Below are 25,026 nucleotides of genomic sequence, written 5' to 3'. Positions count from 1 at the left end.
GCCATATGACGGATGTACTTCTGTTGAGACCTCAGACACAGAGGTGTGGAGAGCGGACGACGGCGGCTGCCGGCCCGTGTGGGTCCGGCAGCCGCCGTCGTGATTGCGTTGTGGAGTCAGGTGCTACTTGACGATGCCCTTGTCCTTGAGCCAGGTGGCGGCGGCGTCTTTGGCATTTTGCTTCTGGCTGCCGCTGACTGCGCGGTTGAGGTTGACCAGGTCCTCAGTGGTGAGGATCTTCGACACGGCATTGAGCGCGTCCTTGGCCTTGTCGGTCATTTTTGCCTTGTTGTAGAGGGGCAGGACCTGCTGGGCCTTGAAGTTGTTCTTGGGATCCTCCAGGACCACCAGGTCGTTGTCCGCGATGGACGGTGTGGTGGTGTAGATGTCAGCCACCTGGACGTCGTCGGTCAGCAGTGCCTGCAGGGTCAGGTTGCCGCCGCCGTCGCTGAAGGGCTTCAGTGACTTGAGTTCGCAGCCGTAGTTCTTTTTGAGTCCCGGGAAGCCATAGGCGCGGGTCTCGAACGTGGCCGGCGCCGCCATGGTCAGGTCCTTGCAGACCTTGGCGAGGTCCTCAATGGACTTCAGCTGGTACTTCTCCGCGGTGGCCTTGGTGACCACCATGGCGTCCTTGGACTCGGCCTTGGATGCCTCCAGGACTGCCAAACCCTCGGGGAGCTTGCCCGGCAGCGCCTTGTAGATGTCGTCGGCCGAGACCTCGGCAGCTTCAGGATCCACATGCGAGAGCAGGTTGCCGGAGTAATCCGGGACAAGGTCAACCGAGCCGTCCTGGACCGCTTTGAAGTAGATTTCGCGGGCACCGATGTTGGGCTTGGTGGTTGCCGTGACCCCTGCGGCAGTCAGCGCGCCGGCGTAGATCTCAGCGACGATCTGGCTCTCCGGGAAGTCAGCCGAGCCGACCACCAACGAGCCGCCGCCGGCGCTTCCGGCGCTGGTGCTGGGGGTGGCCAACGGGTCACTCCCGCCGCAGGCCGTCAGCGCGACGGCCAGGCCGACGCCAGCAGCCATGCCAGCCAGTCCCCGGCGGGTAAGGATTGTCCTGGTGTTGTCTTTCATTGGGTACCTCCTTGAAGAGCAGCTGGCGCAGGCGCGGCAGCTGGGAGATCAGCGGAGGCCTTTTGGCCACCGTGCAGATCGGTCTTGAGGCCGGGCGAAAGAAGGGCTCTTTGCACCGCGGCCAGGATGAGGTCAACAACGATGGCCAGCCCTGCAATCAGCAGCGACCCGGCAAGCATCCGCGGGAAGTCCTGCAGCGCCAAGCCGTCAAAAAGGTAGCGGCCCAGCCCGCCCAAGGGCAGGTAGGCAACCACCGACACCGTGGCGATGACCTGCAGCACGGCGGTTCGGACACCGCCGAACATGACCTGCAGCCCGTTGGGCAGCTCAACCCGGAACAGGATCTGCAGCTCGGTCATGCCCATGGCCCGGGCAGCGTCCACCACGGCCCGGTCCACACTCGAAATGCCGGCATACGTTCCGGCAAGGAGCGGCGGCACGGTCAGGATGACCAGCGCCCACACCGGCGGCATCAGGCTGCTTCCCGCAAGGAGGGCGAAGAGGACCAGCAGGCCCAGTGTGGGCAGGGCCCGCAGCGCCCCGGCCACCGCTACGGCCACCACGCGTCCGCGGCCCGTGTGCCCGATGTAAAGCCCTGCCGGAACCGCGATGGCCCCGGCAATCACCAAGACCAGCCCGCTGTATTGGAGGTGCTCCAGCAGCCGGACCGGGATGCCGGAACTGCCGGTCCAGTGCAGCGGATCGGCAATCCAGGCGAGGGTGTCCACAAAAATGTTGCTCATGGCGCGGCCCCTGTGTGGATGTTGGCGTCGGCCAGGTAGCTGGCGGCGGAAGGCTCCGCGGGGCCTAACGCTTTAGCGGCGCGGGTCCACGGCGTCAGCAGCCTTTCCAGGACGACCAGTACAGCATCCATCAGCAGCGCGAGCACCAGGATGGCGATGATTCCCACCACCACTTCCGTGACGAAGTTCCGTTGCAGTCCGTCGGTAAACAGCATGCCCAGGTTCCCCACCCCCAGGAGTGCCGCGACACTCACCAGGGAGATGTTGCTGACGGAGACCACCCGCAGCCCGGCGAACATCACCGGAAGGGACAGTGGCAGGTCGATCTGGACAAAGCGGAGCCACGGCTTGTACCCCATGGCGATCGCAGCCTGCCGGAGATCCTCCTCCACGGAGTCAAAGGCATCCAGGGCGGCCCGGACCAGCAGCGCCACAGCGTAGATGGTCAGGGCCACAATCACGTTGAGCGGGTCCAGGATCCGGGTTCCGAGAATCGAGGGCAGGATGATGAACAGCGCCAGCGACGGGACGGTGTACAGCAATGAACTGGCGGTCACCACCACCGACCTGAGCGCCGGGTGGGTCCGCGCCAACTGCGCCAGCGGAATGGAAATGACCAGCCCCAGGACCATCGGGATGAGGGCCAGGACCAGGTGCTGGCCTGCCAGTCCCATGACCATGCCGCTGTTTGCCAGGAACCACTCCATCAGAGCGCAGCCTGCCTGACCTGGCGGGCTTCCTCAATGACGCCGAGGACTTCCTGTGCCCTGATGGTTCCCAGGACCTTGCCGTCGCCGTCCACCGCCACACCTTGGCCGGACGGGGACGAAAGGGCCGAGTCCAGCGCCCGCCGCAGCGTCTCGCCGGGGCGGAAGAGTGACCCGCCCGGGATGAGCTCTGAGTCCGTCCCCGGCCTCGCCCAGCCCAGCGGGCGCAGGTCCGGATCCACCACGAGCTGCCAGTCAGTCACCGCAGCGGGATCGCCGGCGAACTGGCCGCGACTCATCACGAGCGTGGGCACCGGGTGGATGGTCACGGCGTCGGACGTGGTGAACCCGAGGTGGCGGAAGCCGCGGTCCCGCCCCACGAAGGAGGCCACAAAATCATTGGCCGGTGCCCGGAGGATTTCCTCAGGGGTGGCGTACTGGGCCAGCCGGCCGCCGACGGCGAATACGGCCACCTTGTCGCCGAGAATGGTCGCCTCGTCGATATCGTGCGTGACGAAAACGATGGTTTTAGCGAGGTCCTTCTGCAGCCTGAGGAGTTCATGCTGCAGTTCGTCACGTACCACGGGGTCAACGGCGCTGAACGGTTCGTCCATCAGCAGGACTGGCGGATCGGCGGCGAGCGCCCGGGCCACACCGACGCGCTGCTGCTGGCCGCCCGAGAGCTGGGAGGGGTACCGTTTCCCGAGCGCGGAAGCCAGCCCGACGACGTCGAGCAGTTCCGTGGCGCGCTTGCGGGCCTCAGCCTTGGAAACGCCGTTGAGCCGGGGCACGGTGGCGATGTTGTCCAGCACGGAACGGTGCGGCATCAGCCCGGAGGACTGCATGACGTAGCCCATGGACCGTCTCAGCTCCGCGGCAGGAACCGAGGTCACGTCCCGCCCGTCCACCGTGATCACGCCGGACGTCGGTTCCACCATGCGGTTGATCATCCGCAGCGAGGTGGTTTTTCCGCAGCCGGATGGCCCTACAAAAACGGTGATGGAGCCCCTGTCGATGGACATGGTGAGCTGGTCCACAGCGGGCTGCCCGCCCTGATACTGCTTGGTGACGCTCTGGAACTCAATCATGGCTTGGTCCATTCCGGACGTACCTGTTCTGTTGGACGGCATCGGACAGTGTTGGGTCATAAGCTCACTGATATTTACGGTAACGCAATCCGTTCACAGCGTAACCGGATCCGAAGGCAATCCGGGCAAGAGAATCCCTACTGTTAACCATTCGTTGGACAGCCGCCCGCGGATGGGTCCTTCGATCACAAGGTGCCGGTGCTGCGCTTACGCCCGGCTCTGCCCGCGCCTAGAGTTGGACTGTGACCAACTTGGAAGTGGCTCCGCAACAGGAACTTTGTCCACCCGCAGGCCCTGAAGGGACGTCCGGACCGTGCCTGCAGCTCTGGCCCGAACGGGAGGTTCCGCTGGGCGGCGTGCGGGCCATGAACGTCCGGCGCACGCTCCCGCAGCGCGGCCTGCCCACCATCGGAGCCTGGTGCTTCCTGGACAGTTTCGGTCCGGACCGCATCGCCATGTCCGTACTCCCCCACCCGCACACGGGCCTGCAGACGGTCACCTGGCCGCTTGCGGGGAACATCCGGCACCGGGACAGCGTGGGCAGCGATGTTGTGGTCCGGCCAGGTGAGCTGAACATCATGACCGCCGGGCACGGGGTGTCCCACTCCGAGTTCGCCGCGCTTCCAGATTCCGATGCAGGTCCCGACGCCGGCGCGCCGCTGCCCGTGCAGCGCGGCCTGCAGCTCTGGGTAGCGTTGCCGGATACTGAACGCCATCGCGAACCTGCGTTCGAGCAGCACCGCGAACTGCCTTCCGTGACGGGGCCGGGTTTCACTGCGACGGTGATGGTGGGCGAATTCGCCGGAGCGGTGTCACCGGCCACGATGTACTCCCCCATCATCGGAGCGGACATCTCCTGCGACGGCCTGGCCGTCCTGCCGCTGAACGCTCACTTTGAGCATGCCGTCCTGGTGCTCGACGGCGGGCTGACGCTGGACGGGCAGGAGGTCCCGCCCGGGCCGCTGGGCTACCTGGGCGCGGGACGTTCGGCGCTGGAGTTCCAGGCCCTGCCCGGCACACGGTTCCTCCTGATCGGCGGGGAGCCGTTCCAGGAGGAACTGCTGATGTGGTGGAACTTCGTGGGCCGCACGCACGACGAAGTGGAGCAGGCCCGTACGGACTGGGAAGCCCAGGCCGCACTGCCTGACGCTGCAGCCCGCGGAGCCCGCTACGGGCTGGTTGAAGGGCACGGCCCGGATGCGGGCGCCGAAGCCGGACGCATCCCCGCCCCCATCATGCCGGCCGTCAGGCTGACACCCCGGAAGCGGTCAGTGGGCCCCTGACGCTTCCGAGACCAGCTTCAGGACGCCAAACACAGGGTCCTGGTCCAGGACACGGACATCGGAGACGCCGGCGGCGGCCAGGTGGCTCCGGAAAGAGTCCTGCAGCGGAATCACGTTCATGCCGAGTCCGCTGCCGAGAATTACCGGGCCGTCGATTCCAAGCTTCCGCAGGGCCTGCGCAGCCAGGCCGGCAAGGTCTTGGCCGGCCTGGTCCAGGAGCTCCTGGCTGACCGTGTGGCCCGCCGCAGCCGCTTCCACCACCAGGCGTGCCTGCTGAGCCCAGAACCGGCGGCCGGTGTCCGGGGAATGGAAGAGCGCAATCAGCTTGTTGGGGTGGTCCACTCCGCAGGCTGCAAGCAGCGCCTCGGTCAGCTGGTCCGCCGGGAGTCCCTGGTTCATCCGGCGCAGGCTGTGCCGGACCGCCTCACGGCCCAGCCAGTAGCCGCTGCCTTCATCCCCAAGCAGGTAGCCCCAGCCGCCGGCCCGGGCTTCGTCGCCGGCGGCATTCCTTCCCCAGGCTGCAGAGCCGGTTCCCGCGATCACGGCCACGCCGGTACTGGCGCCGCCCGCGGCCAGCAGCAGCCGTGAGTCGTGGACCACCGTGACTTTGGCTCCCGGAACATGGGGTTCGATCAGCGCGGCAAGGGCTGCGGCGTCGTCGTCGGTGTCTATGCCACCGGCCCCGGCATACACCTGGGCCACCTGGCCGCCGCCGATCCGGGAGAAGAGGTCCGCGAGGTTCATCGCCGCCTGTTCGCGGCTGACGTTCTGGACGTTGGAACTGCCGGCGGACTCGTCAGCCACGGCAACGCCGTCCTCAAACCTGACGCCGCGGGTCTTTGTACCTCCGATGTCCAGGCCGATGATGACCCCCGCGAGGGGACCTGGGGCGGCCGCGGACGTGGCGCCGCCCAGCGGGTGGTGTCCGGAAGTTGTCGTCTGGGGGTGCTCGCTATCAGTCACGTCCCCCAGCCTACTGAAACGCTGCCGGCGAAACGCTGCCGGGCCGCGGGACGACGTCGTGTCTCAGCACCGCGCCGCCTATCCCCTGCCTGAACGGGCGGCCACGAGGCCCGCCAGCAAGTGCGGGCCCTCCTGCAGGACCATCTCCCGGAAGAAGCGCACGGGATCCGGCTCGGCGTCGGGGCCGGGTTTCCGCCGGCGCCAGCCCAGCCCGATTTCGCGGAACGCCAGGCCGGATTCCAAGGCAAGTTCGACCCAGCCCAGGTTGCCGGTCTCCGGGCTGATGTGGCGCCCCGGGGCATTGCCGCCGGGCGGCAGGATGCTGACGCCAAGTCCCGCGGCGACCAATCCACGGGCGGTGTGGGTGTCCTGGCTTTCGAAGGCGATCCGCGGCCGGAAGCCTGCCTCGCGGAACAAGGCATCCGTCAGTGACCGCATGCCGTAACCCGGCTCCAGCGCGACGAAGGGGTCCCGGCGGATGTCCTGCATCCTGACGGCGTCCCGTCCGGCCAGCGGGTGCCCGTGGTGAACCACCAAACGGAGGGGCTCACGGTAGAGCGGCGCCGAAGCGATGGTGCTGCTTGCCGCCGGAACAGGGGCGGTCAGTGCCAGGTCCGCCTGGCCCGAGGCCAGCTCCGCCAGGCAGGTGTCCCGCGCCCCCTGGCTGAGAATGAAGCCTGCCTCCGGGTGGCGGCTGCGGAAGGCACTGATGAGCACGGGCAGGGTGGCCTCCCCGAACGTGTGCTGAAAGGACAGCGACACTTTCCCCCGCACCACGTCCGACTCGTGCCGGACCAGGTCCAGTCCGGCCTGGAACTCGGTCAGGGCCGACTCGATGTACGGCAGCAGCGTCCGGGCGGCCGCTGTGAGGCGGATGCCCCGTCCGTCCCGGATCAGCAATTCTGTTCCGACGACGGCGCTGGCCCGGGACAGTGCCCGGCTCACCGTGGACTGGGGTACTCCAAGGAGCTCGGCCGTTTCCGTGACGTGCTGGGTCCGGCCCAGCTCGGCCAGGATGGGGAGGAGCGGCAGGAGCTTCACCAGCTGTTTGTGGTCCGCGTGCATGGGCTCCACCTTTCAAACGTTCCACTGTAGATATGAATTGGCCCTAAAAGATGCATTGGAAGCATACATTGCCGAAGCCTACCCTTGAGCCATGCCACAGAATGCCGCCATCCCAGGAACGTTCAGTCCAGCGCAGGATCACTGGGCGGGACATCCCAAAGGCTCCACTGCCTACAACAAGATTCTGGCCGGCCTGGCCTTCGCAGGCGTAGCAACGTTCGCCCAGCTCTACTCCACCCAGGCGGTTTTGCCGCTCCTGGCGGCAGACCTGAAGGTAACAGCGGCAGAGGCCGCATTGACCATTTCGCTGGCCACCGTGGGCCTGGCCATCACCGTCATTCCGTGGTCCTTCCTCGCGGACCGGATCGGCAGGGTGAAGGCCATGGCCTGGGGCATCTCCGCCGCCACTATCCTGGGCCTGCTGGTACCGCTCGCTCCCACTTTCGGCGCCCTGCTTGCCTTGCGGCTGCTGGAAGGCATGGCGCTGGGCGGGATCCCGGCCATCGCCATCGCCTACCTGAACGAGGAAGTGAACAGGGCCCATGCGGCCGTGGCCGCAGGCAGCTACGTTGCCGGCACTACGCTGGGCGGGCTGGCCGGCCGGCTCGTGGCAGGCCCGGCAGGTGAGCTGTGGGGCTGGCGCACGGCCGCCCTGGCCGTTTCCCTGCTGGCAACAGTGGCCGCGGTACTCTTCCTGAGTCTGGTACCGCAGGCGAAGGGATTCACCGCCGCCAAAGCCGCCGGGCTGCGCGGTGCCATGGCGACGCTCGGCGGGCATGTGCGCAATCCTCGGCTGCTGGCGCTCTACATCCAGGCCTTCCTGATGATGGGCGGGTTTGTGGCCGTCTACAACTACCTCGGCTTCCGGCTGTCCGCTGAGCCTTTCACGCTGCCTGCCACCCTGATCAGCCTGATCTTCCTGGCGTACCTTTCCGGAACGTTCTCTTCCCGCTGGGCCGGCGGGTTGACGGCCAGGTTTGGCCGCAGGAATGTGCTGCTAGCTGGCATCCTCCTGATGGTGGCCGGGCTGGCGCTGACGCTTACGCAGCTGCTCGCTCTGATCCTTGCCGGCCTGGTGATTTTCACCGGCGGCTTCTTCGCGGCCCACAGCATCGGCGCAGGCTGGACCGGAAGCATCGCCACCACCGGCCGCGCCCAGGCATCGTCACTCTACAACCTGGCCTATTACCTGGGCTCCAGCGTCATCGGCTGGGCCGGCGGACTGGTGTTCCAGTCCCTGGGCTGGACGGCGCTTGCCGTGGCAATCATGGCCCTGGCGTGCATCACGGCGGTGACAGTCGCCGTCGTACATCCCCTGGGGCACGACGAAGCCGCACGGGCCGCCACACAAGGGCAGGCAGAAGCCGCGCGGCCGTAGAACTATCCGCCATTAAATGGCACGTGTGTCTGGCGATTGTTCGGCAGGGAAGGTTGCGTTCCGGGGTGATCACCAGGAATCCGGCGTCTAGGATGAACTGACGGACATTCAAGGAGATTCCATGAGCAGCAACCCAAAAAGCATCCGGCCGGCCAGCCACTTTGAGCCGCTGGATGCCATCGATGAACGGCTTCTGGCCGCCTTGGTGGACGATGCACGGATCTCCAACAAGCAGTTGGCAGAACTGGTGGGCATTGCACCGTCCACCGCGCTCATGCGGACCCGCGCATTGTCCGAACGTGGCATTGTCCAGGGATTTGAGGCGAAGCTCAGCCTCTCGGCCATCGGCAGGTCCGTCCAGGCGCTTGTGGCCGTCCGGTTGAGGGCCCACGACAGGGACCAGATCGACCGGTTTACAGCCCGCGTTCCGCACCTGCCCGCGGTCCTCTCCACCTTCCACACGTCAGGCTCCGTGGATTACCTGCTGCACATCGCCGTTGCCAGCACTGAGGACCTGCGGGACTGGGTCCTGGACAATCTCGCCACCGACCCCGTGGTGGGCCACACCGAGACCACCCTCGTCTTTGAGCACATCCAGGGGAACCACGGCCCGCTGCCGGACTAGGCTGTCCGCTGCAGCGCCGTCCGAAGCGTGACGGCGGACAGCGCCAGTGCAGCGGCGCTGCACAGCACCACGAAGCCCGCGACCGCCGTCGGCAGCCCGAACACCGCCGTTGCCCAGCCCAGCCCGATGACGGGTACGGCGCTGCCCAGATACGTGATGACATATACGGTGCTGATGACCTGGGCGTGCTGTGACGATTCCACTTTGGCGGCCACATCATTGAAGACCGTCCGGAAGGCGACCCCCTGGCCCAGCCCCGCACAGACGCTGGCGGCGGCGAGCATCAGCGGACTGCTCCAGGCGGCCGCGGCAGCCAGGAGCAGCACCGAGGCGCCCAGGACCGCCAGCCCCGCGGGCACCACAAAGCGGCCCCGGACGGACAGCACCTGGCTCAGCGCGGAGGCGGCAAGCGTCATCCCGGCCAGGGCGCCGATCAACGGCCGTGAATCGGTCTGAATGATCGGGGCGAAATACGCCGGTGCCAGCGAAAGGCAAAATCCAAAGACGGAGAAGCTGAGGAAGCCGACGGCGGCCGCAAGCCAGAAAGCGCCCCTCGCCTCGGTGGATACCGAAGGCCGGCGGGGAGCCAGGACCAGGACGGGCCGACGGCCGACCGGAGGCTTGATGGCCGGCCGGGCCTGAAGCAGGTATAGCGGCACCAGCATTGCCGCGAGGACGAGCGAGTGAACATAGTACGGGGCCGTGGTGGGTCCGGGCAGCAGCGACAGCAGGCCGCCGATGACGGGACCGGCAGCCACGCCTCCCGCCGTCGCCAGCAGGGTGAAACGGGTGGCCCATTCCGGCCGGGTCGGGAGCAGTTCCCGCAGCGCGGCGGCACTGGCACCCGTGGCCAGGGCAACGGCCACACCCTGAAGGGCCCGTCCGGCAGAGAGCGCCACGAGGTTTTCGGCCTGCGCGAAGACCCAACTGCCCGCCAGTCCGGCGAGCACAGCCAGGATGAGCGCCGCCCGCCGGCCGATGTGGTCCGACCAGTGCCCAGCCAGCATCAGCGTTGCCACCAGCGCCAAGACATAGCTGGCAAAGGCCGCCGTGACGCCGAGTGCCGTGAGGCCAAGGTTTGCCTGGAGCAGCGGATACAGGGGCGTGGCCAGGTTCGCACCGACCAGCAAGGTGAAGATGACGGCGCCGGCCATCACCAGCCGTGCGGTAGTGGATGCATCCCAGCCCTGACGCCCGGCGGTGGCCGGACGCATGCGGAGTTCATTGAAGACTGTCATTGGCGCTGCCTTGGCGTCGACCGGGGAGGGAGGTCCTTGTGGGAGGCCGCCCCGGGGGGAAATTGATACCTACAGAATGCTTCAGAGGTGACCGTTTGGGCGTATGTCCGTGGAATAATTGAGCAAAATACGCAATTTCTGGTGTCTCCAATAACTGAAAGTGACAGTTTGCCTACCCTCGATCCCACCGACCTGAAGATCCTCCTGGAACTCATCCACGATCCCCGCATCCAGATCGGCGAGTTAGCCGAGGCGCTGGGGATTGCGCGCAACACAGCGCAGTCGCGGGTCCGGCGCCTGCTCCGGGCCGGAGTGCTGCACGACGGCGGCCGCGAGATCGACCTCGAGGCCGTGGGGTACGACGTCGTCGCCTTCGTCACGATCGAAGTGACGCACCGGGAACTGGACGGAGTTGTGGGCGCCCTCCGGCTGCTCCCCCAGGTCCTGGAGGTCCATGAGATCTCGGGGCGAGGTGACGTGTGGTGCCGTGTAGTGGCCACCGATACGCACAACCTGCAGTCCGCCCTCCGCCAGATCCTCCGCATCAAGGGCGTCATCCGGACCGAAACTGTCCTGGCTCTCCACACCCATATTCCTTACCGGACCGAACCCCTGATCAGGCGCCTCGCACAGGCCGCGCCCGGCACCCCAACACGGCCCAAGCAATTGACCGAGCGCGGCGGCGGGCCCGCCGCCGGCAGTTAGGATTCGAGCATGGATTGGCTTTCGCATATTTCACAGATCAACTGGCTCGCCGTGGCGCTGGCCTTCGTCTCGAGCATGGCCATCGGCTTTGTCTGGTACCTGCCGGCCGTGCTGGGCAAGCGGTGGATGGCCGCCATCGGAAAGACTGAAGAGGACCTCAAGAACATCAGCGGCGGCGCGGGGATCTGGGTTCCCATGATGGTCACCGCCGCCTTGACCGCCGTCCTGCTGGCTGTCCTGATCAGCAAGCTGGGCCTGGACAACGCAGCGGCGGGCGGCTTGTTCGCCCTGGTACTCGGGCTGGTGTTCCGCGCCGGCGGGCACGTCATCCACAACGGGTTCGCCGGCCGCCCGACAACGGTCACCCTGATCGATTCCGGACACGACCTGCTCGCCATGACGGTGGCCGGCGCGATCCTCGGGGCAATGTCCTGACGTGACCATCATCGACAATGCCGTCTACGTGGACGGCGTCCGCAGCGCGGAACCGGAGAGCCTGGAACAGACCTTCGAAACGCTCGCCGAGCACGGGGGCATGGCCTGGATCGGGCTGTACCGGCCCACGGCGGCGGAAATGACGGCCGTTGCCACCGAATTCGGGCTGCACGCCCTGGCGGTGGAGGACGCCATCTCGGCGCACCAGCGGCCCAAGCTTGAACGCTACGAGGACAACCTCTTTACGGTGCTCCGCCCGGCGCGGTACCTGGATGCCACCGAGACCGTGGAGTTCGGCGAGCTGCACATCTTCACCGGCCGGAATTTTGTGGTCACCATCCGCCATGCCGAAATGGCCGGCGTCGCCCGGGTGAGGCGCCGCCTGGAGGGCCGGCCCGACCTGCTCCGACACGGCCCGGAGGCCGTTCTCTACGCGCTGCTGGACCTGGTGGTGGACGACTACGTACCGGTGGTGGCCGGGCTGGAAAACGACATTGACGAGATCGAGGACCAGCTCTTCAGCGGGGACACCACCGTCTCCCGCCGCATCTACGAACTGGCCCGCGAAGTGATCCAGTTCCAGCGCGCCATCCATCCCCTGCCGGACATGATGCAGCAGCTCAAGCGTGGCTTTGAAAAGTACGGCGTGGACTCTGAACTGCAGCACAGCCTGCGGGACGTCGAGGACCATGTGGAGAGAGTCATCTCGCGCGCCGATTCATTCCGTGATCTGTTGCAGAACGCCCTCACGCTGGACGGGACGCTGACCGCCAACCGGCAGAACCAGGCCAGCGCCGAACAGAACGAACAGGTGAAGAAGATCTCCTCCTGGGCGGCGATCTTCTTTGCACCGTCCTTCGTGGCCGGCGTCTACGGAATGAACTTCGACCACATGCCCGAACTCCACTGGGCCCTTGGCTACCCGATGGCCATCGCACTGATGGCCGGCACCGCAGGCCTGATGTACGCCATTTTCAAGAGGAAAGGCTGGCTGTAGGGGCGGCGGCTGCGGGCCCCCGGGCTCCCCGGAGCCTCAGGCGGCGTGGAGTTCCACACTCCCGTGGCCTGAGTCTGCAGCGCTGAATACCAGCCGGCGGTTGGCAATCTTGTCGGTGAAGAAGCGGTCGTGGCTGACCACCACCACTGCTCCCGGGAAATGCAGCAAGGCACGTTCCATAACCTGGGTGCTGGAGAGGTCCAGGTGGTTGGTGGGCTCATCCAGCAGCAGCACCGAAGCACCCGAGAGCAGGCATTGGGCCATGGCCACCCGGGCGCGCTGGCCGCCTGAGAGGTTGCCGATCTTTTGCTTAAGATCGGCTTCGGAGAACTGGAACATGGCAAGGAACCTGTTCACCGACTTCTTCGTCGCAGTCAGGGCCAGGCTGTCAGGCATCGCGTTGACCGCATGGGTGACCGTGTCGTCGTCGTCCAGTTCTTCCAGGACCTGGTTGTAGGAGACCATTCCGGCGCCCTTGGCCCAGGCTACGCTGCCTGAATCGGCCGGCTCTTCGCCGGTGAGCGCCCGGAGCAACGTGGTCTTGCCGCTGCCGTTGGACCCGACGACGGCGATGCGGTTACCGCGCCCGATCTCGAAACTGAGGCCGCTGAACAGCGTCCGGCCGCCGTAGGCCTTGCTCAGGGACTCCACCCGGCATAGGACATCCTTGACGTACAGACCGCCGTATATCTCCGTGATGATCTGGTCCACGGGCCGGGGCGCCCGGGACTTCTTGATCCTGGCCAGCTGGTTTGCCAGTCCCTTGCCGGCCGCCTTGGCCGCTTCCCGCCGGTCGGAGATGCCTTCGGCCTCGAAGGCCAGCAGCTCGGACTCGTGAACGAACTGGCTCTCCAGGCTCTTGAGCTTGAACTGCTTCGCCACCACGTATTCGGCGAAGTTTCCCGGGTATTCGTGGAGGTGGAAGTTCTCCACTTCGATGATCCGGGTGACAACGGAGTCCAGGAACTTCCGGTCGTGCGAGACGATGATGGCAGCGCCTTTAAAGGTCCGGAACCAGCCTTCGAGCCATTCGACGCCGGCCACGTCAAGGTAGTTGGTGGGTTCATCAAGCAGGAGGACGTCCGGGGCTTCCAGAAGGATCTTTGCCAGCGCTGCCCGGTTCCGCCAGCCGCCGGAGAGTTCATCGATGGCGCAGGTGCGGTGGTGGTCGCTGAAGCCGAGAGTGGTGAGCACTTTGTCGATTCTGCGCTGGTAGTCCCAGCCATCCAGCCGGTCCATCGCCTCAAAGAGTTCGGACTGGCGGTGGATCAGTTCATCCAGCCGTGCTGCGTCCGAGGAGTCGGCGGCGATGGCCGTGTCGATGCCGGCCAGCTCGGCTTCGATCTCCTTCACGTGGGCGAACAGTCCGTCCAGGACCTCCGCGATGGTGGATTCGCCGTTCAGCTCGGAGAACTGGGAGAAGTACGCAGCCTTGGTTCCGAGCTCGACGGCGACGGTCCCGGAGTCGGGAGCCACCTGGCCCTGGATCAGCTTCAGGATGGTGGACTTGCCCGAACCGTTCTTGCCGATCAGGCCGACCCTGTCCCCTGCTTCAAGCTTGAAAAAGGCCTCGCGGAGAACTTGGGTTTTGTCAAAGCTCACGTTGACGTCGTTCAGCCGGATCAAACTCATTGATGGTGTCCAATCCAGTCATGGTAACGCTTGGAAGCGGTGGGGGTCCTGCAAGCCTATTCGAATCAAGCATCCTGCGCAGACATGGCGTTGCGCCCCGCGGGGCCGAAAGTATCCTTGATAGTCGCACTCGTCCCTCGAGAAAGGCAACGCGCTTGCTGGTGCTCCACGCGTTCTGGTCGCTCAATCGTGGCCCCGGTCTCTGGGCCGCAGACTCCGAGAAGGCGGTAAGGAGCAGAAATCAGGGCTGAAGGCCGCCCGGCCCCATCCCTTCGCCGCATCTGCCGACGCCGTCGCGGCACTGGCAACCGGCGAACTCAGCAGTGCCACGTTTGTTGTTGCCTTCGCTTCAACACTCGCCGCCGGACTCTCCCGAGATCGTGCGGATCACGCCGCTGCCCCGAGCTCAACCGGTCCGTCCCTGTTGCCCTGGACGGCGCCCGTCGTGTGGGTCAATCCTGCGGCGTTTATGGCCTCTGGTGACGAGCTTGGCCAGGGTCTGGCGTCGGCGCTGTATCCCGAGCGGTCCACGGGCGACGAACCCGACTCACTCGGCGACGTGCGTATGGCGGCTTCCGTGCGGTTTCTCGGCGAAATGGGGCGATTTGCCGACGAACTCGCAGAACGGGGCCGAGTGCTCCCGGGGATTGCGTTGAATACCTGCGGGTCCGATGACGCCGTGGCCCAGGCACGGTGGCGGGCGATGCTGCGGGGACGTGACGCGCTCGCACTCGGCGATCTCATTACCGGCATGCCGCCCGCATTCCAGGTAGAACCGGGCTCCGAGGATGCGGGAGAACTGGTCACTTCGGCCCTCGACGTCCTCCCCGATGCCTCGGTTCACGGCCGGCTGCCACGCGACCTGCCGATGCTGCCTCCGCGCCGGGGGCGGAAACCCCTTCAACCGCGCGCTGCTGTCCAATGGTCGGGCCCGGGCAACATTCCGGCTCAGCGAGATTCCCGGCGTGGATGTCGGGGCGGACCCGCTCCTGTCGCCGGATGTGGCCGAGGATGTGTCCGCCGCCAGCGCGTTGCTGGAGGTGCCTGAATGGCGGCTGAAGTTCCTGCTTCAGTCCTCCGCAGACCCCAGCCTGCTGGTGGCGGCCGAACAGGTGTGGCGCGACGGCGGCGCCCTGGCCCGCTGGCTTGGCCGCCCGCAAGCCCCACGACTTCCCCCTCAGCCAAGCCCTGCGCCTGGCCCAACCGCCTTCCGGCTCGAAAAAGCGAACGGCCGCACGCTCATGACGGCATTCTCTTCTGGTCTCGACCGAAGGCAGGTCACATAGACGCGTCGTGCACCTTCAAGAACTTGAACGGCCGCCCGTTCCATTGCCTGACTGGTATTTGGGCAGCGCGTCCAAGATGGCGTTCACCGCAGCACCCGCGACCCGGCCGTGGAGACCCTTATTCGGCGCCCACCTCCCGGCGACGCATCGCGGCCAGCGCCGTCGCAGCGAGAACTCCCGCGATGCTAAGCATCCAGAAGCCCCCGCTCCAGTCCGTCCCCTGGGCGGTCGTGACCGGGGTGTGCGTGAAGGGCGAGAGATCGCGGACGGCCTGGTCGAAGCCGAGCATCCCGCCGTAGATGCCGAGGGCGACCCCGAGGCCCAGTAGCGTCCAGCCGAGCGGCATCGTGGCCCGCGGCCAGAGGACGAACACCACGGCGGGCAGGGCGAGGTAGATGAGGGCGGCGGGGAGCTGGTTGAGGGCCGTCTGCCAGACGTCGCCGACTTCGCTGGACGTGTCCCCGGATGCGGCCAGCGACACCCACGCCCCGAAGGCGGCGAAGCCCAGGACGAGCACCACGGATACTGCGCCCAGCCCCAGGAAGCTCCCGAGCCAGCGCACGCGGCCCACCGCCCCCGACAGAACGAGCGTGCCGGTCCCCGCCACTTCCTCCTGGCGCAAGCGCAGGACGGCCTGCAGGCCGCAGACCGCGGCGAGGACACCGGCAATCGAGAACAGGGCCGCGATGAGTAGGTGGGTCATTGAGATTCCCTGTGCCTGGATCATTGCGCGCAGGGCGGCCGTCACGGACGGGCTGGTGGTTACCGACGATTCTACGGCCGATCCGAGGGAGCCGGTGAGCAGGCCTGTTGCGAGGCCGGCAACGCACCAGCTGGCGATCGCCCCTTGCTGGAGCCGCTGGGCGAGTGCGAACGGCCCCCGGAGGCCCGGCCTCGCATCAGTCCGCCCTGATCTGCCCGCGAGGACGCTGGCGCCGACGTCGCGTCGCGCCATGATGATGACGACGGCGGCGAGGCTCGCTGCCGCGAGCGTGAGGTGGAGCAGGAGGGGCCAGGCCCGGTTGCCCGTGTAGGCGAACGTCTGCTGGCCCCAGCCGATCGGTGATACCCAGCTTGGCCAGGCGGCCGTGACCGTGACGCCGTCCTCGCTGATCTGTCCGGTCGCGTCGCCGAATCCCCGGAGCAGGTAGGCGAGGACGACGAATGCGGATGCGATGCCGTTCGCTCCGCGTGAGGTGCTGAGGAATTCGGCGGCAAGGAGTCCGACGCCGAGGAAGGCGACACCCACGGCTCCTGTCGCTGCGCCGGCGACGAGTGAGCCGGCAGGGTCGAGGCCGCCGGCGAGGAAGCCCAGGGCGACGGCCGTCGCGACGAGTGCGTTCGCCACCAGCCCGTGCACCGCCGTGGCGGCGAGGGGGGGCCACCGCACGGCGGGCGTCGCGGAGATAAGCTCTGCCCGACCGGACTCCTCCTCGGCCCGCGTGTGACGGACGGCCAGGAACGTGCTCATCAGCCCGGCGAGGAGGGCGAGGAAGGCGTAGATCAGGAAGAACGTGAAGGCGCCAAGCTCAGCGCCTCGGACCAGGCCACGAAGCACGAGAATCGCCGGCGTCGCCGTGGCCAGCCGCAGGATTTCCGCCCGGGAGGCTTCGTCGCCGTACGTCCGGGCGACTGCGGCGGTAGCAAACAGGGCAAGCAGCCCGATGGAGAGCACCCAAGCGACGAGCTGCCACCTGTCACGGCGGAGCCGCTGCATGTACAGGACCAGGAAGATCCTCATTTCAGGCGCCGCTCCGCGCCTCGGCGCGGTGGCGACGGCGGTGCGGGCCGCCGTCGTCCGCGTCCGGGACGGCAGAGGTGACCTGGTCGCCGTAGTGGCGCAGGAACAGCTCCTCGAGCGACGGGGGAGCGACGAGAAGCCCCCTGACCCCCATGCTGCCCAGCAGTGGCAGGACCTCGTGGACGCTGTCGGAATCGGCGCCGAACTTGACCCGGCCTTCGGCGACGGTGAGATCGTGTACCTGGGAGAGGCTGGCCAGGGCAGTAATGTCCGTACTGTCCTGGGTGAAGGAGACTTCCGTTCGGGTGAGGTGTCGGAGGGAGTCGAGCGTCCCGCCGTCGACGATCCTTCCGGCGCGGATGATGCTCACCCGGTCGGCCAGTTGCTCGACCTCGGAGAGGATGTGGCTTGAGAGGAGGACTGTGGCGCCTTTCTCCTGCGCGAGCCGCCGGATTTCGCGCATGAAGACGGCCTCCATAAGGGGGTCCAGGCCGCTGGTCGGCTCATCCAGGAGGTAGACCTCCGCCTCGGTGGCGAGAGCCGCAATGAGGGCCACCTTCTGTCGGTTGCCCTTGGAGTAGGCGCGGCCCTTCTTGCCCGGGTCGAAGTCGAAGGCCTCGCAGAGTCTGTGCCGTTTCTGCCTGTAGGCCCCCTGGTCGGCTGTGCCTCCGCGCAGGCGCGACAGGAGATCGATCGCTTCGCCTCCGGATAGGTTGGGCCAGATATTCACATCGCCCGGCACGCTGGCCACCCGGCGGTGGAGTTCGACGGCGTCGGTCCAGGGGTGGAGGCCCAGAACCGTTGCGCTGCCGGACGACGCTCGGTCCAGGCCGAGGAGGATGCGCAGCGTGGTGGACTTCCCAGCGCCGTTGGGGCCGAGGAAGCCGTGGATCTCGCCTGCCATGGCCTCAAGGTTGAGACCGTCGAGCGCTTGGACCCGACCGAAGTTCTTGCGGAGATCGACCGTGCGGATAACGGTGTCCATATGATCGACGCTACGCAGTTTCGCTCACATTGTGAACTCTCGGAAGCCTCTTGCTTTTCACCGGCCTTTTGTGAGTTTCCTCCGCCGGCGGCCACAATCGCCCGCCTTACCTCTGCGGCCATTTTCCAGGCGACCCGGGGCAACCGCTATGCCGATCAGGACCGGTCACTGAACGACACAATCATCAACAGTGCAAACGGGACGCGTAGGGCCGGAAGGCACATACGAAGTGGGGTGTTGTGCGCGATACTGACGGGATGAACGCTGCGGCGGGAAAAACTGACCGGATTCTCATCGCCATCATCACAGCCGTTACATTGCTGGTTGTGATCGCGCTGGCAGTTGTTTTCACCCGCGGGGAGCCGGAGGTGCTGGATGAGGCAACGCCGCCGGGCGTTGTCCAGCGGTACAGCACGGCGGTCATTGACGGCGATACGGCCACTGCCAATTCCTACCTCACGCAGGTGGCACGCTCCTCCTGCAGCGGTTACCGGGAAAGCGGCCCGTTGCCTGCCCGGGTCGTCCTGATTTCCACAACCGAGAGGGACAGTACGGCTTTGGTGAACGTCTCGGTTGTCACTTCAAGCCCAGGTGGCCCCTTCGGACCATCCGAGTATGACGCCGAAGGCCGCTTCTCCCTGGTGAAGGTCGATGGCAAGTGGCTGATCGACCAGGCACCGTACCAGCTCATGTCATGCCCCGGAACAAGCCTGAAGCCATGAACGCAACAGTCCGGACAGCTGTACCAGCGGCGGGTTCTGCCCTACTCACTCTGCGCCGCTTGATCCTGTACGTGTTGCTGTTTGCCCTAGTGGTGATCGCCGCTATCGGGTTGAGCGGCCTCCTGGAGCGCCTGTTCAGCACGGGCGCCGTGTTGGCGTCCACAGATGTGGCCGGGCTTGCCCGTTCCCTCGCCTTCACATTGATTGGAGGTCCGCTGGCCGGGCTCCTGTGGTGGGTAGTTTGGCGGAGGCTCGACGACGCCGCGGAACGCGCGGCAGCAGGGTGGGGCCTGTACCTGACCGCGATTTATGCGGTGTCTCTCATCGTAGCCACGAGTTCCCTCCTGGGAATGGCGGCGTCCTTCATCGGTCCCCAGGAACCCCTGTGGTATTCGCCGTTGTCAAACGGACTTGTCTGGGCCGCAGTATGGTTCTGGCATCGCTGGATGTGGCGGCACCCCGTCAAACAACCCGTCAATCTTGACGACGTCCCGGCTGTTGTCGGCACAGTCTTCGGACTGCTCACGGGCGCGTTTTCCGCCATCACCGCCCTGGGTGGCTTGCTTGACGTCGCAATCCGGGGCTTCACCAGCCTTACCCCAGGGGCGGAAGCGTGGTGGCAGTCTGTGCTGCGGGCGCTTGTCTGGGCCATTGGCGGAAGTATCGTGTGGTGGTGGCACTGGTTCAAGGGTGGCGGGCGCAAACTGGAAACCGCGCTGGTGGATGTTGCACTGATCAGCGTTGGGATCTTCGCAGCCGGAATCACGGCGCTCGGCGGGGCCGCCGTCGTGGTTTTTGTACTCCTCAGAACTGTATTCGACCGGGGCGAGTCGATGAATGAACTGCTGGCTCCCCTCGGCTCTGCTGTCGCCGCTGCAGCCGTCGGAGCATTAGTGTGGCGCTATCATCGCGTCAGCGGAACCCACCGTTCGGTGGCTACGCGCAGTGCAGGCCGGCTGGTGACGTCAGGAATTGCCCTGGCGGCAGCTGCCTCCGGCATCGGCGTCGTCATCAACGCAGCTCTTGCCATGGCCGTTTCACCCCTGGCCGGAAGCGGCACGCGCACCCTGCTGCTGGGTGGCATCAGTTCCCTCCTTGTGGGAGGCCCCGTCTGGTGGCGGGCGTGGAAGCCGGGCCTGCAACCGCAAAGCATGGATGTCATTCCTCCGGGCAAGAGGGTTTACCTCGTGGTGGTCTTCGGCATCAGTGCCGTGGTGGCGCTCGTTGCCCTGCTGGTGATTGGATACCGGCTCTTCGAGTTCATCTTGGGCGACGTGTCCGGAGGCAGCCTGCTGGACCGCATCCGGGCACCACTCGGCCTCCTAGTAGCAGCCGGCCTCGTTGCCGCCTACCACTTTGCCCTTTGGCGGCGTGAGCGCGCCCACCTGGCGGCCGCGGCCCCGTCCGGCGCGCACACCATTGAGAGGGTCACCTTGGTGACGGCGTCGGATCCGGAGGCGTTGTCCACCGCGATCACCGCCGCGACCGGCGCCAAAGTCACTGTGTGGCGACGGGCCGATGCCGGCAACGGACCACTGCCGGCGGAAGCTGCCCTCCGCTCGGAACCAGGGCTGGTGGAGCGGGCAGTAAGTGCCCTTTCCGGCGTCACTGCCGCCAGCGTTCTGCTGGTAATCGGTCCGGCCGCCGGCCGGGCAGCCCGGATCGAGGCAATTCCCCTGGAAACAGAAGAACCCTCCCGGTATTGGCGCCGGGAAGCGGCGGCGTCCCCACCAGAAATCAAGTGATTGCAATGGGCGGAGTAGCCCATTTCGATCTTGCCTTCGATCCTGTGGGCCGGCATGTGGGCTCCTACATGCCACCGGGCTTCCTAACCGCGTTCACGCCCTGACGCCGAAGGCCCTGAGCCGCCGATCGAATCTCAAGCTAGTACGCAAGTATGCAGACGCGGCCGCCGAACCGGATGCCCTGGATGACGTCATCGCCGACAGCAATGCGGTTGCTGAACCGCTCGAGCACCAGTTCGTCGCGTTTCTAGGTGACTTTCGGCCCTACAGGTCCGCGGTTTTGCGCCCCACGCTGGAGAGGCAGCAGGCGCGTACGGAAAGGAAGCGGTCATGGAGGATTCAGCAGCAGGGAGCCCCAGGTTCGTCGTGGGGGTGGACGGGTCCGACGCCTCGGTGGAAGCCCTCCGCCAGGCCCAGCGGCTGGCTGCCCCCCTCGGTGCCAAAGTGCTGGCCACCGCCTACTGGGAGGATCCGCAGGTTTACGCCGGATACGTGGCGATGGGAATCGACCGTTTCGAGGAGCGCGTCATGGTCATTCTCAACGAAGCCTTGGAACAGGCCTTCGGGCAGGACATCCCGCCAAACGTCATTCCGCGCGCCGTACGGGGCCATCCCAGGGACTCCCTCATCGACGCCAGCCGCCACGCGGACATGATCGTTGTTGGCAGGCGTGGCCATGGAGGATTCGGCGGCCTGCTCCTGGGATCTGTCAGTTCAGCATGTGTTGCCCATGCGCACTGCCCCGTATTAGTTGTCCATAGCCCCGACAAGAAGAAGGAAGACCAGCGTGAGAACGTCTAAACCGATCGCCGTCGCCACCAACGACTCTCCGCAAAGCCAGGCAGCCGTGACATGGGCTGCCAGCCGGGCTGCCAAGGCTGGCCTTCCGCTGATCATTCTGTACGTTGTTGACGACCGATGGGTGGCCGAACCGATCCCGTGGACCGGAGCGCTGCTGGAGAAGGGCGAACAGCTGCTGGAGACCGCTGCCGGGCGGGTGAGGGGCACGCTTCCGGTTGAGATCACCACCAAAGTCTTGGAGGGAGGAATCGCGGGCTCGCTGCGAAAGTACTCCACCCAGGTATCGATGCTGGTAGTCGGGTCCGGCGCTCCGCATTTGGGTGGTTCGCTGACGGACCGGGCTCTACAGGTCGCCGCTGCAGCGAAGTGCCCGGTCGCGGTCATCGGAGACCGGGACGTCGAAGGCCGGCAGGGAGTGGTTGTGGGCGTTGACGGATCCGAAGACGCCACCGAGGCCGTTGCGTTCGCTGCCGCGGAGGCAGACCGGGAGGGCCAAGAGCTTACGGTGGTTTATGCCATCTGGGAACCTGACAAATGGGTCGACAGCGGAGCTCTCACCGGGACGCTGGCCCAGCGAATTAGGGACGAAGAACAGATGGTGTTGTCCGAAACGGTCTCTGGCCTCCGCGAAGATTACCCGGACCTTGTAGTGCACAAGGTCCTGGACACGGAGATGGAACCGGCTGGGGCGCTGGTAAGAGCCGCCGCTAAAGCCCAGCTGCTGGTGGTGGGGAGCCGTGGAAGGGGCGGTTTCAAACGGCTGCTGCTCGGTTCCACAGCTCACGCAGTTCTGACGCATCTTCCATGCCCCACGGTGCTAACGCCAATCCACCGAAAATAGCACCAGACGTAGTAGCCTGCGAGCATGCAAAACGACACTTCAGGACGCCTGACGGAAGTCCTCAACGTCCATGACTGCTGGAATACCTCCGATCAGCTTCGGTCGGCCGGGTTGCCGTATCAACGGCAAGCTGGCCGGAGATCTTCCCGGTGAACTACGTCCCCGACTACGGGACCGTAGTCTTCCGCACCGGACCCGGAACCAAACTGGACGCGGTGCTGGCGGGGCCACGATCGTTCTGGAAGCGGACGGCCTGAATGCATACGGCACCATTGCGTGGAGCGTCATCGTCAAAGGACCTGCCGAAGTAGTGGATAGCGCGCAAGACGTTCAGGAAGCGGCAGACGCTGGCCGTTATCTCCGCACTGCAACGCCCGCCGGCGTGCCGCCCACCGCCGCCGTGTTGGGTCGGCGTCGATCGTGCAGGGCCCGCAGCGCGTTCAGGATCGTGGCCAGGTCGACCAGCTCCTGGAGGAGGGAGCCGGCCACAGCTGGAATGTAGCCGAATACCGCTGCAACCATCAGGCAAATGCTCAGCAGAATGCCTGTCCAAATGCTCGCAGAAGGGTCTCCTGAACGCCCAGCCGGCGCAGGTCGGCAAGCGTAGTCACTGCATTGTCCCGAAGCGGGTCGCTCATTGTCAGGGCTCCTGCGAAGAGTCCGTCAATGGCCACATAGATCGCCAGTTGCCCACGGGCCACCTCGGCCTCCTCGAACCCTGAAGTGACGGACCTGACGAAGTCAGGTTTACCGACCACCACCGATTGATCTCCGCAGTTGGCGGCGACCCCCTGGGTGGCGTGTTCAAACGCACTGGTACCTTCCAGCAGGTCCAAGCCCCGTTGCCGTGCAGCATCCATCACAGAGGAGGCGAGGACTTGGGAGGAGTACTGCTCCGCCGAAGCGGCCAGCTGCAGAAGCCTGTCCTCGGTCACCAGCCCGGACGCTGCCTGCGAGACCCTGATGCCGTGCAAGGCGGGCCGGCCGTGGGTGAGTGTCCCTGTCTTGTCGAACACGGCCGTCCGCACCCGGGCAAGCTGTTCAAGGGTTCCGCCGTTCTTGATGATGATTCCCGAGTGCGCCGCCCGGCTGGTGCCCGCAAGAAACGCCACCGGAGCGGCGATGAGCAGGGGGCAAGGAGTAGCCACAACGAGGACCTGCGCGAACCGCGCCGGGTCCTGGCTGAAATACCAGCCCATCCCGGCCAGGGCGAAGGCGAGGATCGTCAACGGAATGGCGTACTTGTCAGCGAGCCGGACTACCGGCGGCCGGCTCGACGCCGCCTCCTGGACCAACGCCACGATCTGGCTGTACTGCGAGTCGTTCGCTGTGGACGTCGCCTTCATATGCACGGCGTTCTCACCGTTGACGGATCCGCTGAGCACCGTGTCGCCCTCCGCGTGTCCACCGGCAGGCTCTCACCCGTCAAAGTCGATTCGTCGAAACTGCCGGTTCCCGCGAGCAGCACCCCGTCCACGGGAACCACTTCCGAGGGTTTGATCAGGAGAACATCCCCGGGGCGGACATCCCCTGCCGGGATGTCTTCCGGCGGAAGGCCCGGCAACTCCCGGTGGGCTGTCTGCGGGACGCGCTCAAGCAGGGACTTGAGTTCCCGGGTTGCGCGCCCGTGTGCGATCTCTTCCAGCGCTCCCCTCCGGCCAGCATCAGTACGATGATCAGGGAGGCCACGTACTCCCCCACTGCCACCGTCGAAGCGATAGCAGTCACAGCCAGGAGATCGATTCCCCACCGGCCCTTCAGCAATGATTTGACCATGGAGCCCGACCTGGCCATGGCTACCAGAAGTGCGTAGGCGCTCGCCGTCCGCTGGGCTGCCGGAGCCTGCACCGCGGACAGGAGGACCGCAACGAGCAATCTCACAGCCAAAGTAGCGGCCACCAGCGGAAACCGCACAACCGAATTTGTTAGGGCGGACAGGGCCATGCCTTTGACGTTAATGCCGCCGGCCGGTCACCGACAGGGCACTTCGGACCGGTTGCTTCTTTTCTCACTACTAGTGAGCTCGCTCCAGTGTGCGAAAGCCACCGCCCGGCCACAAGAGTCGAGTCACCAGGCGAAAGACCCCGACCGGAGGCCTTCGACTGTCGCAGCGACAGGCCGACTCAGCACCTGGAACTGGGCTAGACCTAGCGGTTCGGCTCGACTTCCAGGCGCTGCTTGAGGCTGCCCCAGATGGCCTTCTCTTGCCTGCGTCCGATGGCCACGAACAGCGGGCTCGCGAGCTTGAGGAGGCCCTTCGGGCGAAGGTCCCAGGTCCAGCTCATGCGTGTGTCCATACCCTCGGGGCTGAAAGTCAGCGACCCTGTAATGTCCGCAGTCGTCATCCTGGCCACGGTCCCCAGGCGCGAGGGACGGGTGTAGTCGGTGACCTCCAGCTCCATGGGCATTGGCCGCCTGCCGGACACGACGGTCGCCCGCCAGATGGTCCCTTTTCCGATCGGCCCGTCCGTCGCCTTGTCCACGCTTGTCATCTGCGGGTTGTAGCTCGGCTCATTGCGTTCGTCGGCCACGAAGTCGAAGACCTCCTCAACCGGCCGGCGGATGGTGATCGACCCCTCGATCCTGACCATGACGTTCTCCTCGCGCCGGGCTCAGCGCGCACGCTTGGAGCACGTTTCGACGCTAACAAGTGTAGGATCCACGCACGGGTTTTGTCTGCGGTCCGTCAGGCCGAATGCGAGGACCCGCAGTACACGCCGCGCTAGCCGCCAGGCGGAATCGTCGCCGCTATGGCCGCGCGTTGCTGGCACTCGGGCCCTCCTGGCTCAGCCGCGCCCTGTAGGATCCGACGGCGGGGCGGAACCAGCGGGCGGCAGCGGCCCGGCCGGCCGGGCCGGCGCGCGGCTGTCGCTGGCACCCGGCTGCCGCGCCTGGACTTCCCGGGCGCCCTGGTCCAGGCGGAACGGCGGGTATTCATCCCGCATCAGGGCCGTGTAGGTAACGACCCG

General features: G+C 66.1%; 26 protein-coding genes and 3 pseudogenes. 13 read left to right on the top strand and 16 right to left on the bottom strand.

Annotated elements, in window-relative coordinates; genetic code table 11:
- Nucleotides 1–123: 123 nt before the first annotated feature.
- From CXR02_RS11450 to CXR02_RS11435, 4 genes are read right to left on the bottom strand one after another with little or no spacing between them, the layout of a single operon-like run.
- Entirely contained in the window at nucleotides 124–1,077 is a 954-nt protein-coding gene (locus tag CXR02_RS11450; protein WP_104062112.1) for an ABC transporter substrate-binding protein, read from the bottom strand.
- Nucleotides 1,074–1,820: an ABC transporter permease gene (locus CXR02_RS11445; protein WP_104062111.1), complete on the bottom strand. Its 747-nt coding sequence runs from the start codon at nucleotides 1,818–1,820 to the stop codon at nucleotides 1,074–1,076. Before CXR02_RS11445 ends, CXR02_RS11450 begins: the two co-directional genes overlap by 4 nt.
- Nucleotides 1,817–2,527: an ABC transporter permease gene (locus tag CXR02_RS11440; protein ID WP_104062110.1), complete on the bottom strand. Its 711-nt coding sequence runs from the start codon at nucleotides 2,525–2,527 to the stop codon at nucleotides 1,817–1,819. Before CXR02_RS11440 ends, CXR02_RS11445 begins: the two co-directional genes overlap by 4 nt.
- The gene (locus CXR02_RS11435) at nucleotides 2,527–3,627 is read right to left on the bottom strand and encodes an ABC transporter ATP-binding protein (protein ID WP_104062109.1); all 1,101 of its coding nucleotides are present in this window, start codon (nucleotides 3,625–3,627) and stop codon (nucleotides 2,527–2,529) included. Before CXR02_RS11435 ends, CXR02_RS11440 begins: the two co-directional genes overlap by 1 nt.
- Before the next feature lie 230 nt (nucleotides 3,628–3,857).
- Between CXR02_RS11435 and CXR02_RS11430 the strand changes: the two genes are divergently transcribed.
- Entirely contained in the window at nucleotides 3,858–4,898 is a 1,041-nt protein-coding gene (locus tag CXR02_RS11430; protein ID WP_104062108.1) for a pirin family protein, read from the top strand.
- Here the strand turns inward: CXR02_RS11430 and CXR02_RS11425 are convergent.
- Entirely contained in the window at nucleotides 4,884–5,813 is a 930-nt protein-coding gene (locus CXR02_RS11425) for an N-acetylglucosamine kinase (protein WP_104062219.1), read from the bottom strand. The two genes, CXR02_RS11430 and CXR02_RS11425, sit on opposite strands and share 15 nt — an antisense overlap.
- A 126-nt stretch (nucleotides 5,814–5,939) precedes the next feature.
- Nucleotides 5,940–6,926, bottom strand: a complete 987-nt coding sequence (locus CXR02_RS11420) for a LysR family transcriptional regulator (RefSeq protein ID WP_104062107.1) — start codon at nucleotides 6,924–6,926, stop codon at nucleotides 5,940–5,942.
- 91 nt (nucleotides 6,927–7,017) lie between these two features.
- Between CXR02_RS11420 and CXR02_RS11415 the strand changes: the two genes are divergently transcribed.
- Together CXR02_RS11415 and CXR02_RS11410 are read left to right on the top strand one after the other, a co-directional pair.
- On the top strand, nucleotides 7,018–8,304 hold the full coding sequence (locus tag CXR02_RS11415) for an MFS transporter (RefSeq protein WP_104062106.1): 1,287 nt from the start codon (nucleotides 7,018–7,020) through the stop codon (nucleotides 8,302–8,304).
- A gap of 121 nt (nucleotides 8,305–8,425) precedes the next feature.
- Nucleotides 8,426–8,929, top strand: a complete 504-nt coding sequence (locus CXR02_RS11410; protein WP_056344094.1) for an Lrp/AsnC family transcriptional regulator — start codon at nucleotides 8,426–8,428, stop codon at nucleotides 8,927–8,929.
- Here CXR02_RS11410 and CXR02_RS11405 read toward each other — a convergent pair.
- Complete coding sequence (locus tag CXR02_RS11405; protein ID WP_104062105.1) at nucleotides 8,926–10,167, bottom strand: MFS transporter; 1,242 nt, start codon at nucleotides 10,165–10,167, stop codon at nucleotides 8,926–8,928. The two genes, CXR02_RS11410 and CXR02_RS11405, sit on opposite strands and share 4 nt — an antisense overlap.
- Before the next feature lie 168 nt (nucleotides 10,168–10,335).
- Between CXR02_RS11405 and CXR02_RS11400 the strand changes: the two genes are divergently transcribed.
- The 3 genes from CXR02_RS11400 to corA are packed head-to-tail and all read left to right on the top strand — an operon-like array spanning nucleotide 10,336 to nucleotide 12,304.
- Nucleotides 10,336–10,872 carry an Lrp/AsnC family transcriptional regulator gene (locus CXR02_RS11400; RefSeq protein WP_104062104.1) on the top strand — a complete coding sequence of 179 codons (537 nt, stop codon included), beginning with the start codon at nucleotides 10,336–10,338 and terminating at the stop codon, nucleotides 10,870–10,872.
- Between the two features lie 9 nt (nucleotides 10,873–10,881).
- Nucleotides 10,882–11,307, top strand: a complete 426-nt coding sequence (locus CXR02_RS11395) for a DUF1761 domain-containing protein (protein WP_104062103.1) — start codon at nucleotides 10,882–10,884, stop codon at nucleotides 11,305–11,307.
- Nucleotide 11,308: 1 nt separating this feature from the next.
- Nucleotides 11,309–12,304 carry a magnesium/cobalt transporter CorA gene (corA, locus tag CXR02_RS11390; protein ID WP_104062102.1) on the top strand — a complete coding sequence of 332 codons (996 nt, stop codon included), beginning with the start codon at nucleotides 11,309–11,311 and terminating at the stop codon, nucleotides 12,302–12,304.
- Nucleotides 12,305–12,340: 36 nt separating this feature from the next.
- Here the strand turns inward: corA and CXR02_RS11385 are convergent, their stop codons facing one another.
- Nucleotides 12,341–13,936, bottom strand: a complete 1,596-nt coding sequence (locus tag CXR02_RS11385; RefSeq protein WP_104062101.1) for an ABC-F family ATP-binding cassette domain-containing protein — start codon at nucleotides 13,934–13,936, stop codon at nucleotides 12,341–12,343.
- A 965-nt stretch (nucleotides 13,937–14,901) separates the two neighbouring features.
- Here CXR02_RS11385 and CXR02_RS11375 point away from each other — a divergent pair.
- Entirely contained in the window at nucleotides 14,902–15,222 is a 321-nt protein-coding gene (locus CXR02_RS11375) for a hypothetical protein (RefSeq protein WP_104062099.1), read from the top strand.
- Nucleotides 15,223–15,340: 118 nt separating this feature from the next.
- On the opposite strand, the gene CXR02_RS11370 is transcribed toward CXR02_RS11375, so the two are convergent.
- On the bottom strand, nucleotides 15,341–16,963 hold the full coding sequence (locus tag CXR02_RS11370) for an ABC transporter permease (RefSeq protein WP_181037203.1): 1,623 nt from the start codon (nucleotides 16,961–16,963) through the stop codon (nucleotides 15,341–15,343).
- A gap of 1 nt (nucleotide 16,964) precedes the next feature.
- Nucleotides 16,965–17,948, bottom strand: a complete 984-nt coding sequence (locus CXR02_RS11365) for an ABC transporter ATP-binding protein (RefSeq protein WP_104062098.1) — start codon at nucleotides 17,946–17,948, stop codon at nucleotides 16,965–16,967.
- Nucleotides 17,949–18,205: 257 nt separating this feature from the next.
- On the opposite strand from CXR02_RS11365, the gene CXR02_RS11360 reads away from it, so the two are divergent.
- The 6 genes and pseudogenes from CXR02_RS11360 (at nucleotide 18,206) to CXR02_RS22920 (ending at nucleotide 22,314) form a co-directional block, all read left to right on the top strand.
- The gene (locus CXR02_RS11360; protein WP_104062097.1) at nucleotides 18,206–18,670 is read left to right on the top strand and encodes a hypothetical protein; all 465 of its coding nucleotides are present in this window, start codon (nucleotides 18,206–18,208) and stop codon (nucleotides 18,668–18,670) included.
- On the top strand, nucleotides 18,667–20,415 hold the full coding sequence (locus CXR02_RS11355; RefSeq protein ID WP_104062096.1) for a DUF5671 domain-containing protein: 1,749 nt from the start codon (nucleotides 18,667–18,669) through the stop codon (nucleotides 20,413–20,415). Before CXR02_RS11360 ends, CXR02_RS11355 begins: the two co-directional genes overlap by 4 nt.
- A pseudogene (locus CXR02_RS11350) lies at nucleotides 20,372–20,617 on the top strand (DUF5129 domain-containing protein); the annotation flags it as partial. The gene CXR02_RS11355 and the pseudogene CXR02_RS11350, both read left to right, overlap by 44 nt.
- A gap of 128 nt (nucleotides 20,618–20,745) precedes the next feature.
- A complete protein-coding gene (locus tag CXR02_RS11345) occupies nucleotides 20,746–21,216 on the top strand; it encodes a universal stress protein (protein ID WP_104062095.1) in 471 nt (156 codons plus the stop codon).
- Entirely contained in the window at nucleotides 21,203–22,057 is an 855-nt protein-coding gene (locus tag CXR02_RS11340; RefSeq protein ID WP_104062094.1) for a universal stress protein, read from the top strand. Before CXR02_RS11345 ends, CXR02_RS11340 begins: the two co-directional genes overlap by 14 nt.
- 74 nt (nucleotides 22,058–22,131) lie before the next feature.
- Nucleotides 22,132–22,314: a pyridoxamine 5'-phosphate oxidase family protein gene (locus CXR02_RS22920; protein ID WP_308470683.1), complete on the top strand. Its 183-nt coding sequence runs from the start codon at nucleotides 22,132–22,134 to the stop codon at nucleotides 22,312–22,314.
- A gap of 97 nt (nucleotides 22,315–22,411) precedes the next feature.
- Here the strand turns inward: CXR02_RS22920 and CXR02_RS23210 are convergent, their stop codons facing one another.
- From CXR02_RS23210 to CXR02_RS22620, 6 genes and pseudogenes are all read right to left on the bottom strand, one after another.
- Nucleotides 22,412–22,579 carry a hypothetical protein gene (locus CXR02_RS23210; protein ID WP_308470681.1) on the bottom strand — a complete coding sequence of 56 codons (168 nt, stop codon included), beginning with the start codon at nucleotides 22,577–22,579 and terminating at the stop codon, nucleotides 22,412–22,414.
- Nucleotides 22,580–22,590: 11 nt separating this feature from the next.
- Nucleotides 22,591–23,073, bottom strand: coding sequence for an HAD family hydrolase (locus tag CXR02_RS23205; protein WP_308470682.1), 483 nt, complete (start codon nucleotides 23,071–23,073; stop codon nucleotides 22,591–22,593).
- A gap of 120 nt (nucleotides 23,074–23,193) precedes the next feature.
- A pseudogene (locus tag CXR02_RS23200) lies at nucleotides 23,194–23,621 on the bottom strand (heavy metal translocating P-type ATPase); the annotation flags it as partial.
- Nucleotides 23,558–24,001, bottom strand: a complete 444-nt coding sequence (locus CXR02_RS23195; protein ID WP_308470680.1) for a hypothetical protein — start codon at nucleotides 23,999–24,001, stop codon at nucleotides 23,558–23,560. The gene CXR02_RS23195 and the pseudogene CXR02_RS23200, both read right to left, overlap by 64 nt.
- Before the next feature lie 203 nt (nucleotides 24,002–24,204).
- Nucleotides 24,205–24,648, bottom strand: a complete 444-nt coding sequence (locus tag CXR02_RS11325; RefSeq protein ID WP_104062093.1) for an SRPBCC family protein — start codon at nucleotides 24,646–24,648, stop codon at nucleotides 24,205–24,207.
- A gap of 195 nt (nucleotides 24,649–24,843) precedes the next feature.
- Nucleotides 24,844–25,026, bottom strand: a pseudogene (locus tag CXR02_RS22620) (DUF4389 domain-containing protein); the annotation flags it as partial.

Source organism: Arthrobacter sp. 4R501 (assembly GCF_002929755.1).
Classification (GTDB): domain Bacteria; phylum Actinomycetota; class Actinomycetes; order Actinomycetales; family Micrococcaceae; genus Arthrobacter.
Note: the sequence above shows the minus strand (reverse complement) of the source record. Positions and strands in the feature narration are given on the sequence as shown.

Excerpts from the sequence above, each read along its gene's own strand:
- CXR02_RS11450 (WP_104062112.1), bottom strand. The coding sequence starts at position 1,077 with ATGAAAGACAACACCAGGACAATCCTTACCCGCCGGGGACTGGCTGGC.
- CXR02_RS11445 (WP_104062111.1), bottom strand. The coding sequence starts at position 1,820 with ATGAGCAACATTTTTGTGGACACCCTCGCCTGGATTGCCGATCCGCTG.
- CXR02_RS11440 (WP_104062110.1), bottom strand. The coding sequence starts at position 2,527 with ATGGAGTGGTTCCTGGCAAACAGCGGCATGGTCATGGGACTGGCAGGC.
- CXR02_RS11435 (WP_104062109.1), bottom strand. The coding sequence starts at position 3,627 with ATGGACCAAGCCATGATTGAGTTCCAGAGCGTCACCAAGCAGTATCAG.
- CXR02_RS11420 (WP_104062107.1), bottom strand. The coding sequence starts at position 6,926 with ATGCACGCGGACCACAAACAGCTGGTGAAGCTCCTGCCGCTCCTCCCC.
- CXR02_RS11415 (WP_104062106.1), top strand. The coding sequence starts at position 7,018 with ATGCCACAGAATGCCGCCATCCCAGGAACGTTCAGTCCAGCGCAGGAT.
- CXR02_RS11410 (WP_056344094.1), top strand. The coding sequence starts at position 8,426 with ATGAGCAGCAACCCAAAAAGCATCCGGCCGGCCAGCCACTTTGAGCCG.
- CXR02_RS11405 (WP_104062105.1), bottom strand. The coding sequence starts at position 10,167 with ATGACAGTCTTCAATGAACTCCGCATGCGTCCGGCCACCGCCGGGCGT.
- CXR02_RS11395 (WP_104062103.1), top strand. The coding sequence starts at position 10,882 with ATGGATTGGCTTTCGCATATTTCACAGATCAACTGGCTCGCCGTGGCG.
- CXR02_RS11385 (WP_104062101.1), bottom strand. The coding sequence starts at position 13,936 with ATGAGTTTGATCCGGCTGAACGACGTCAACGTGAGCTTTGACAAAACC.
- CXR02_RS11370 (WP_181037203.1), bottom strand. The coding sequence starts at position 16,963 with ATGAGGATCTTCCTGGTCCTGTACATGCAGCGGCTCCGCCGTGACAGG.
- CXR02_RS11365 (WP_104062098.1), bottom strand. The coding sequence starts at position 17,948 with ATGGACACCGTTATCCGCACGGTCGATCTCCGCAAGAACTTCGGTCGG.
- CXR02_RS11360 (WP_104062097.1), top strand. The coding sequence starts at position 18,206 with ATGAACGCTGCGGCGGGAAAAACTGACCGGATTCTCATCGCCATCATC.
- CXR02_RS11355 (WP_104062096.1), top strand. The coding sequence starts at position 18,667 with ATGAACGCAACAGTCCGGACAGCTGTACCAGCGGCGGGTTCTGCCCTA.
- CXR02_RS11345 (WP_104062095.1), top strand. The coding sequence starts at position 20,746 with ATGGAGGATTCAGCAGCAGGGAGCCCCAGGTTCGTCGTGGGGGTGGAC.
- CXR02_RS23210 (WP_308470681.1), bottom strand. The coding sequence starts at position 22,579 with ATGGTTGCAGCGGTATTCGGCTACATTCCAGCTGTGGCCGGCTCCCTC.
- CXR02_RS23195 (WP_308470680.1), bottom strand. The coding sequence starts at position 24,001 with ATGGCCCTGTCCGCCCTAACAAATTCGGTTGTGCGGTTTCCGCTGGTG.
- CXR02_RS11325 (WP_104062093.1), bottom strand. The coding sequence starts at position 24,648 with ATGGTCAGGATCGAGGGGTCGATCACCATCCGCCGGCCGGTTGAGGAG.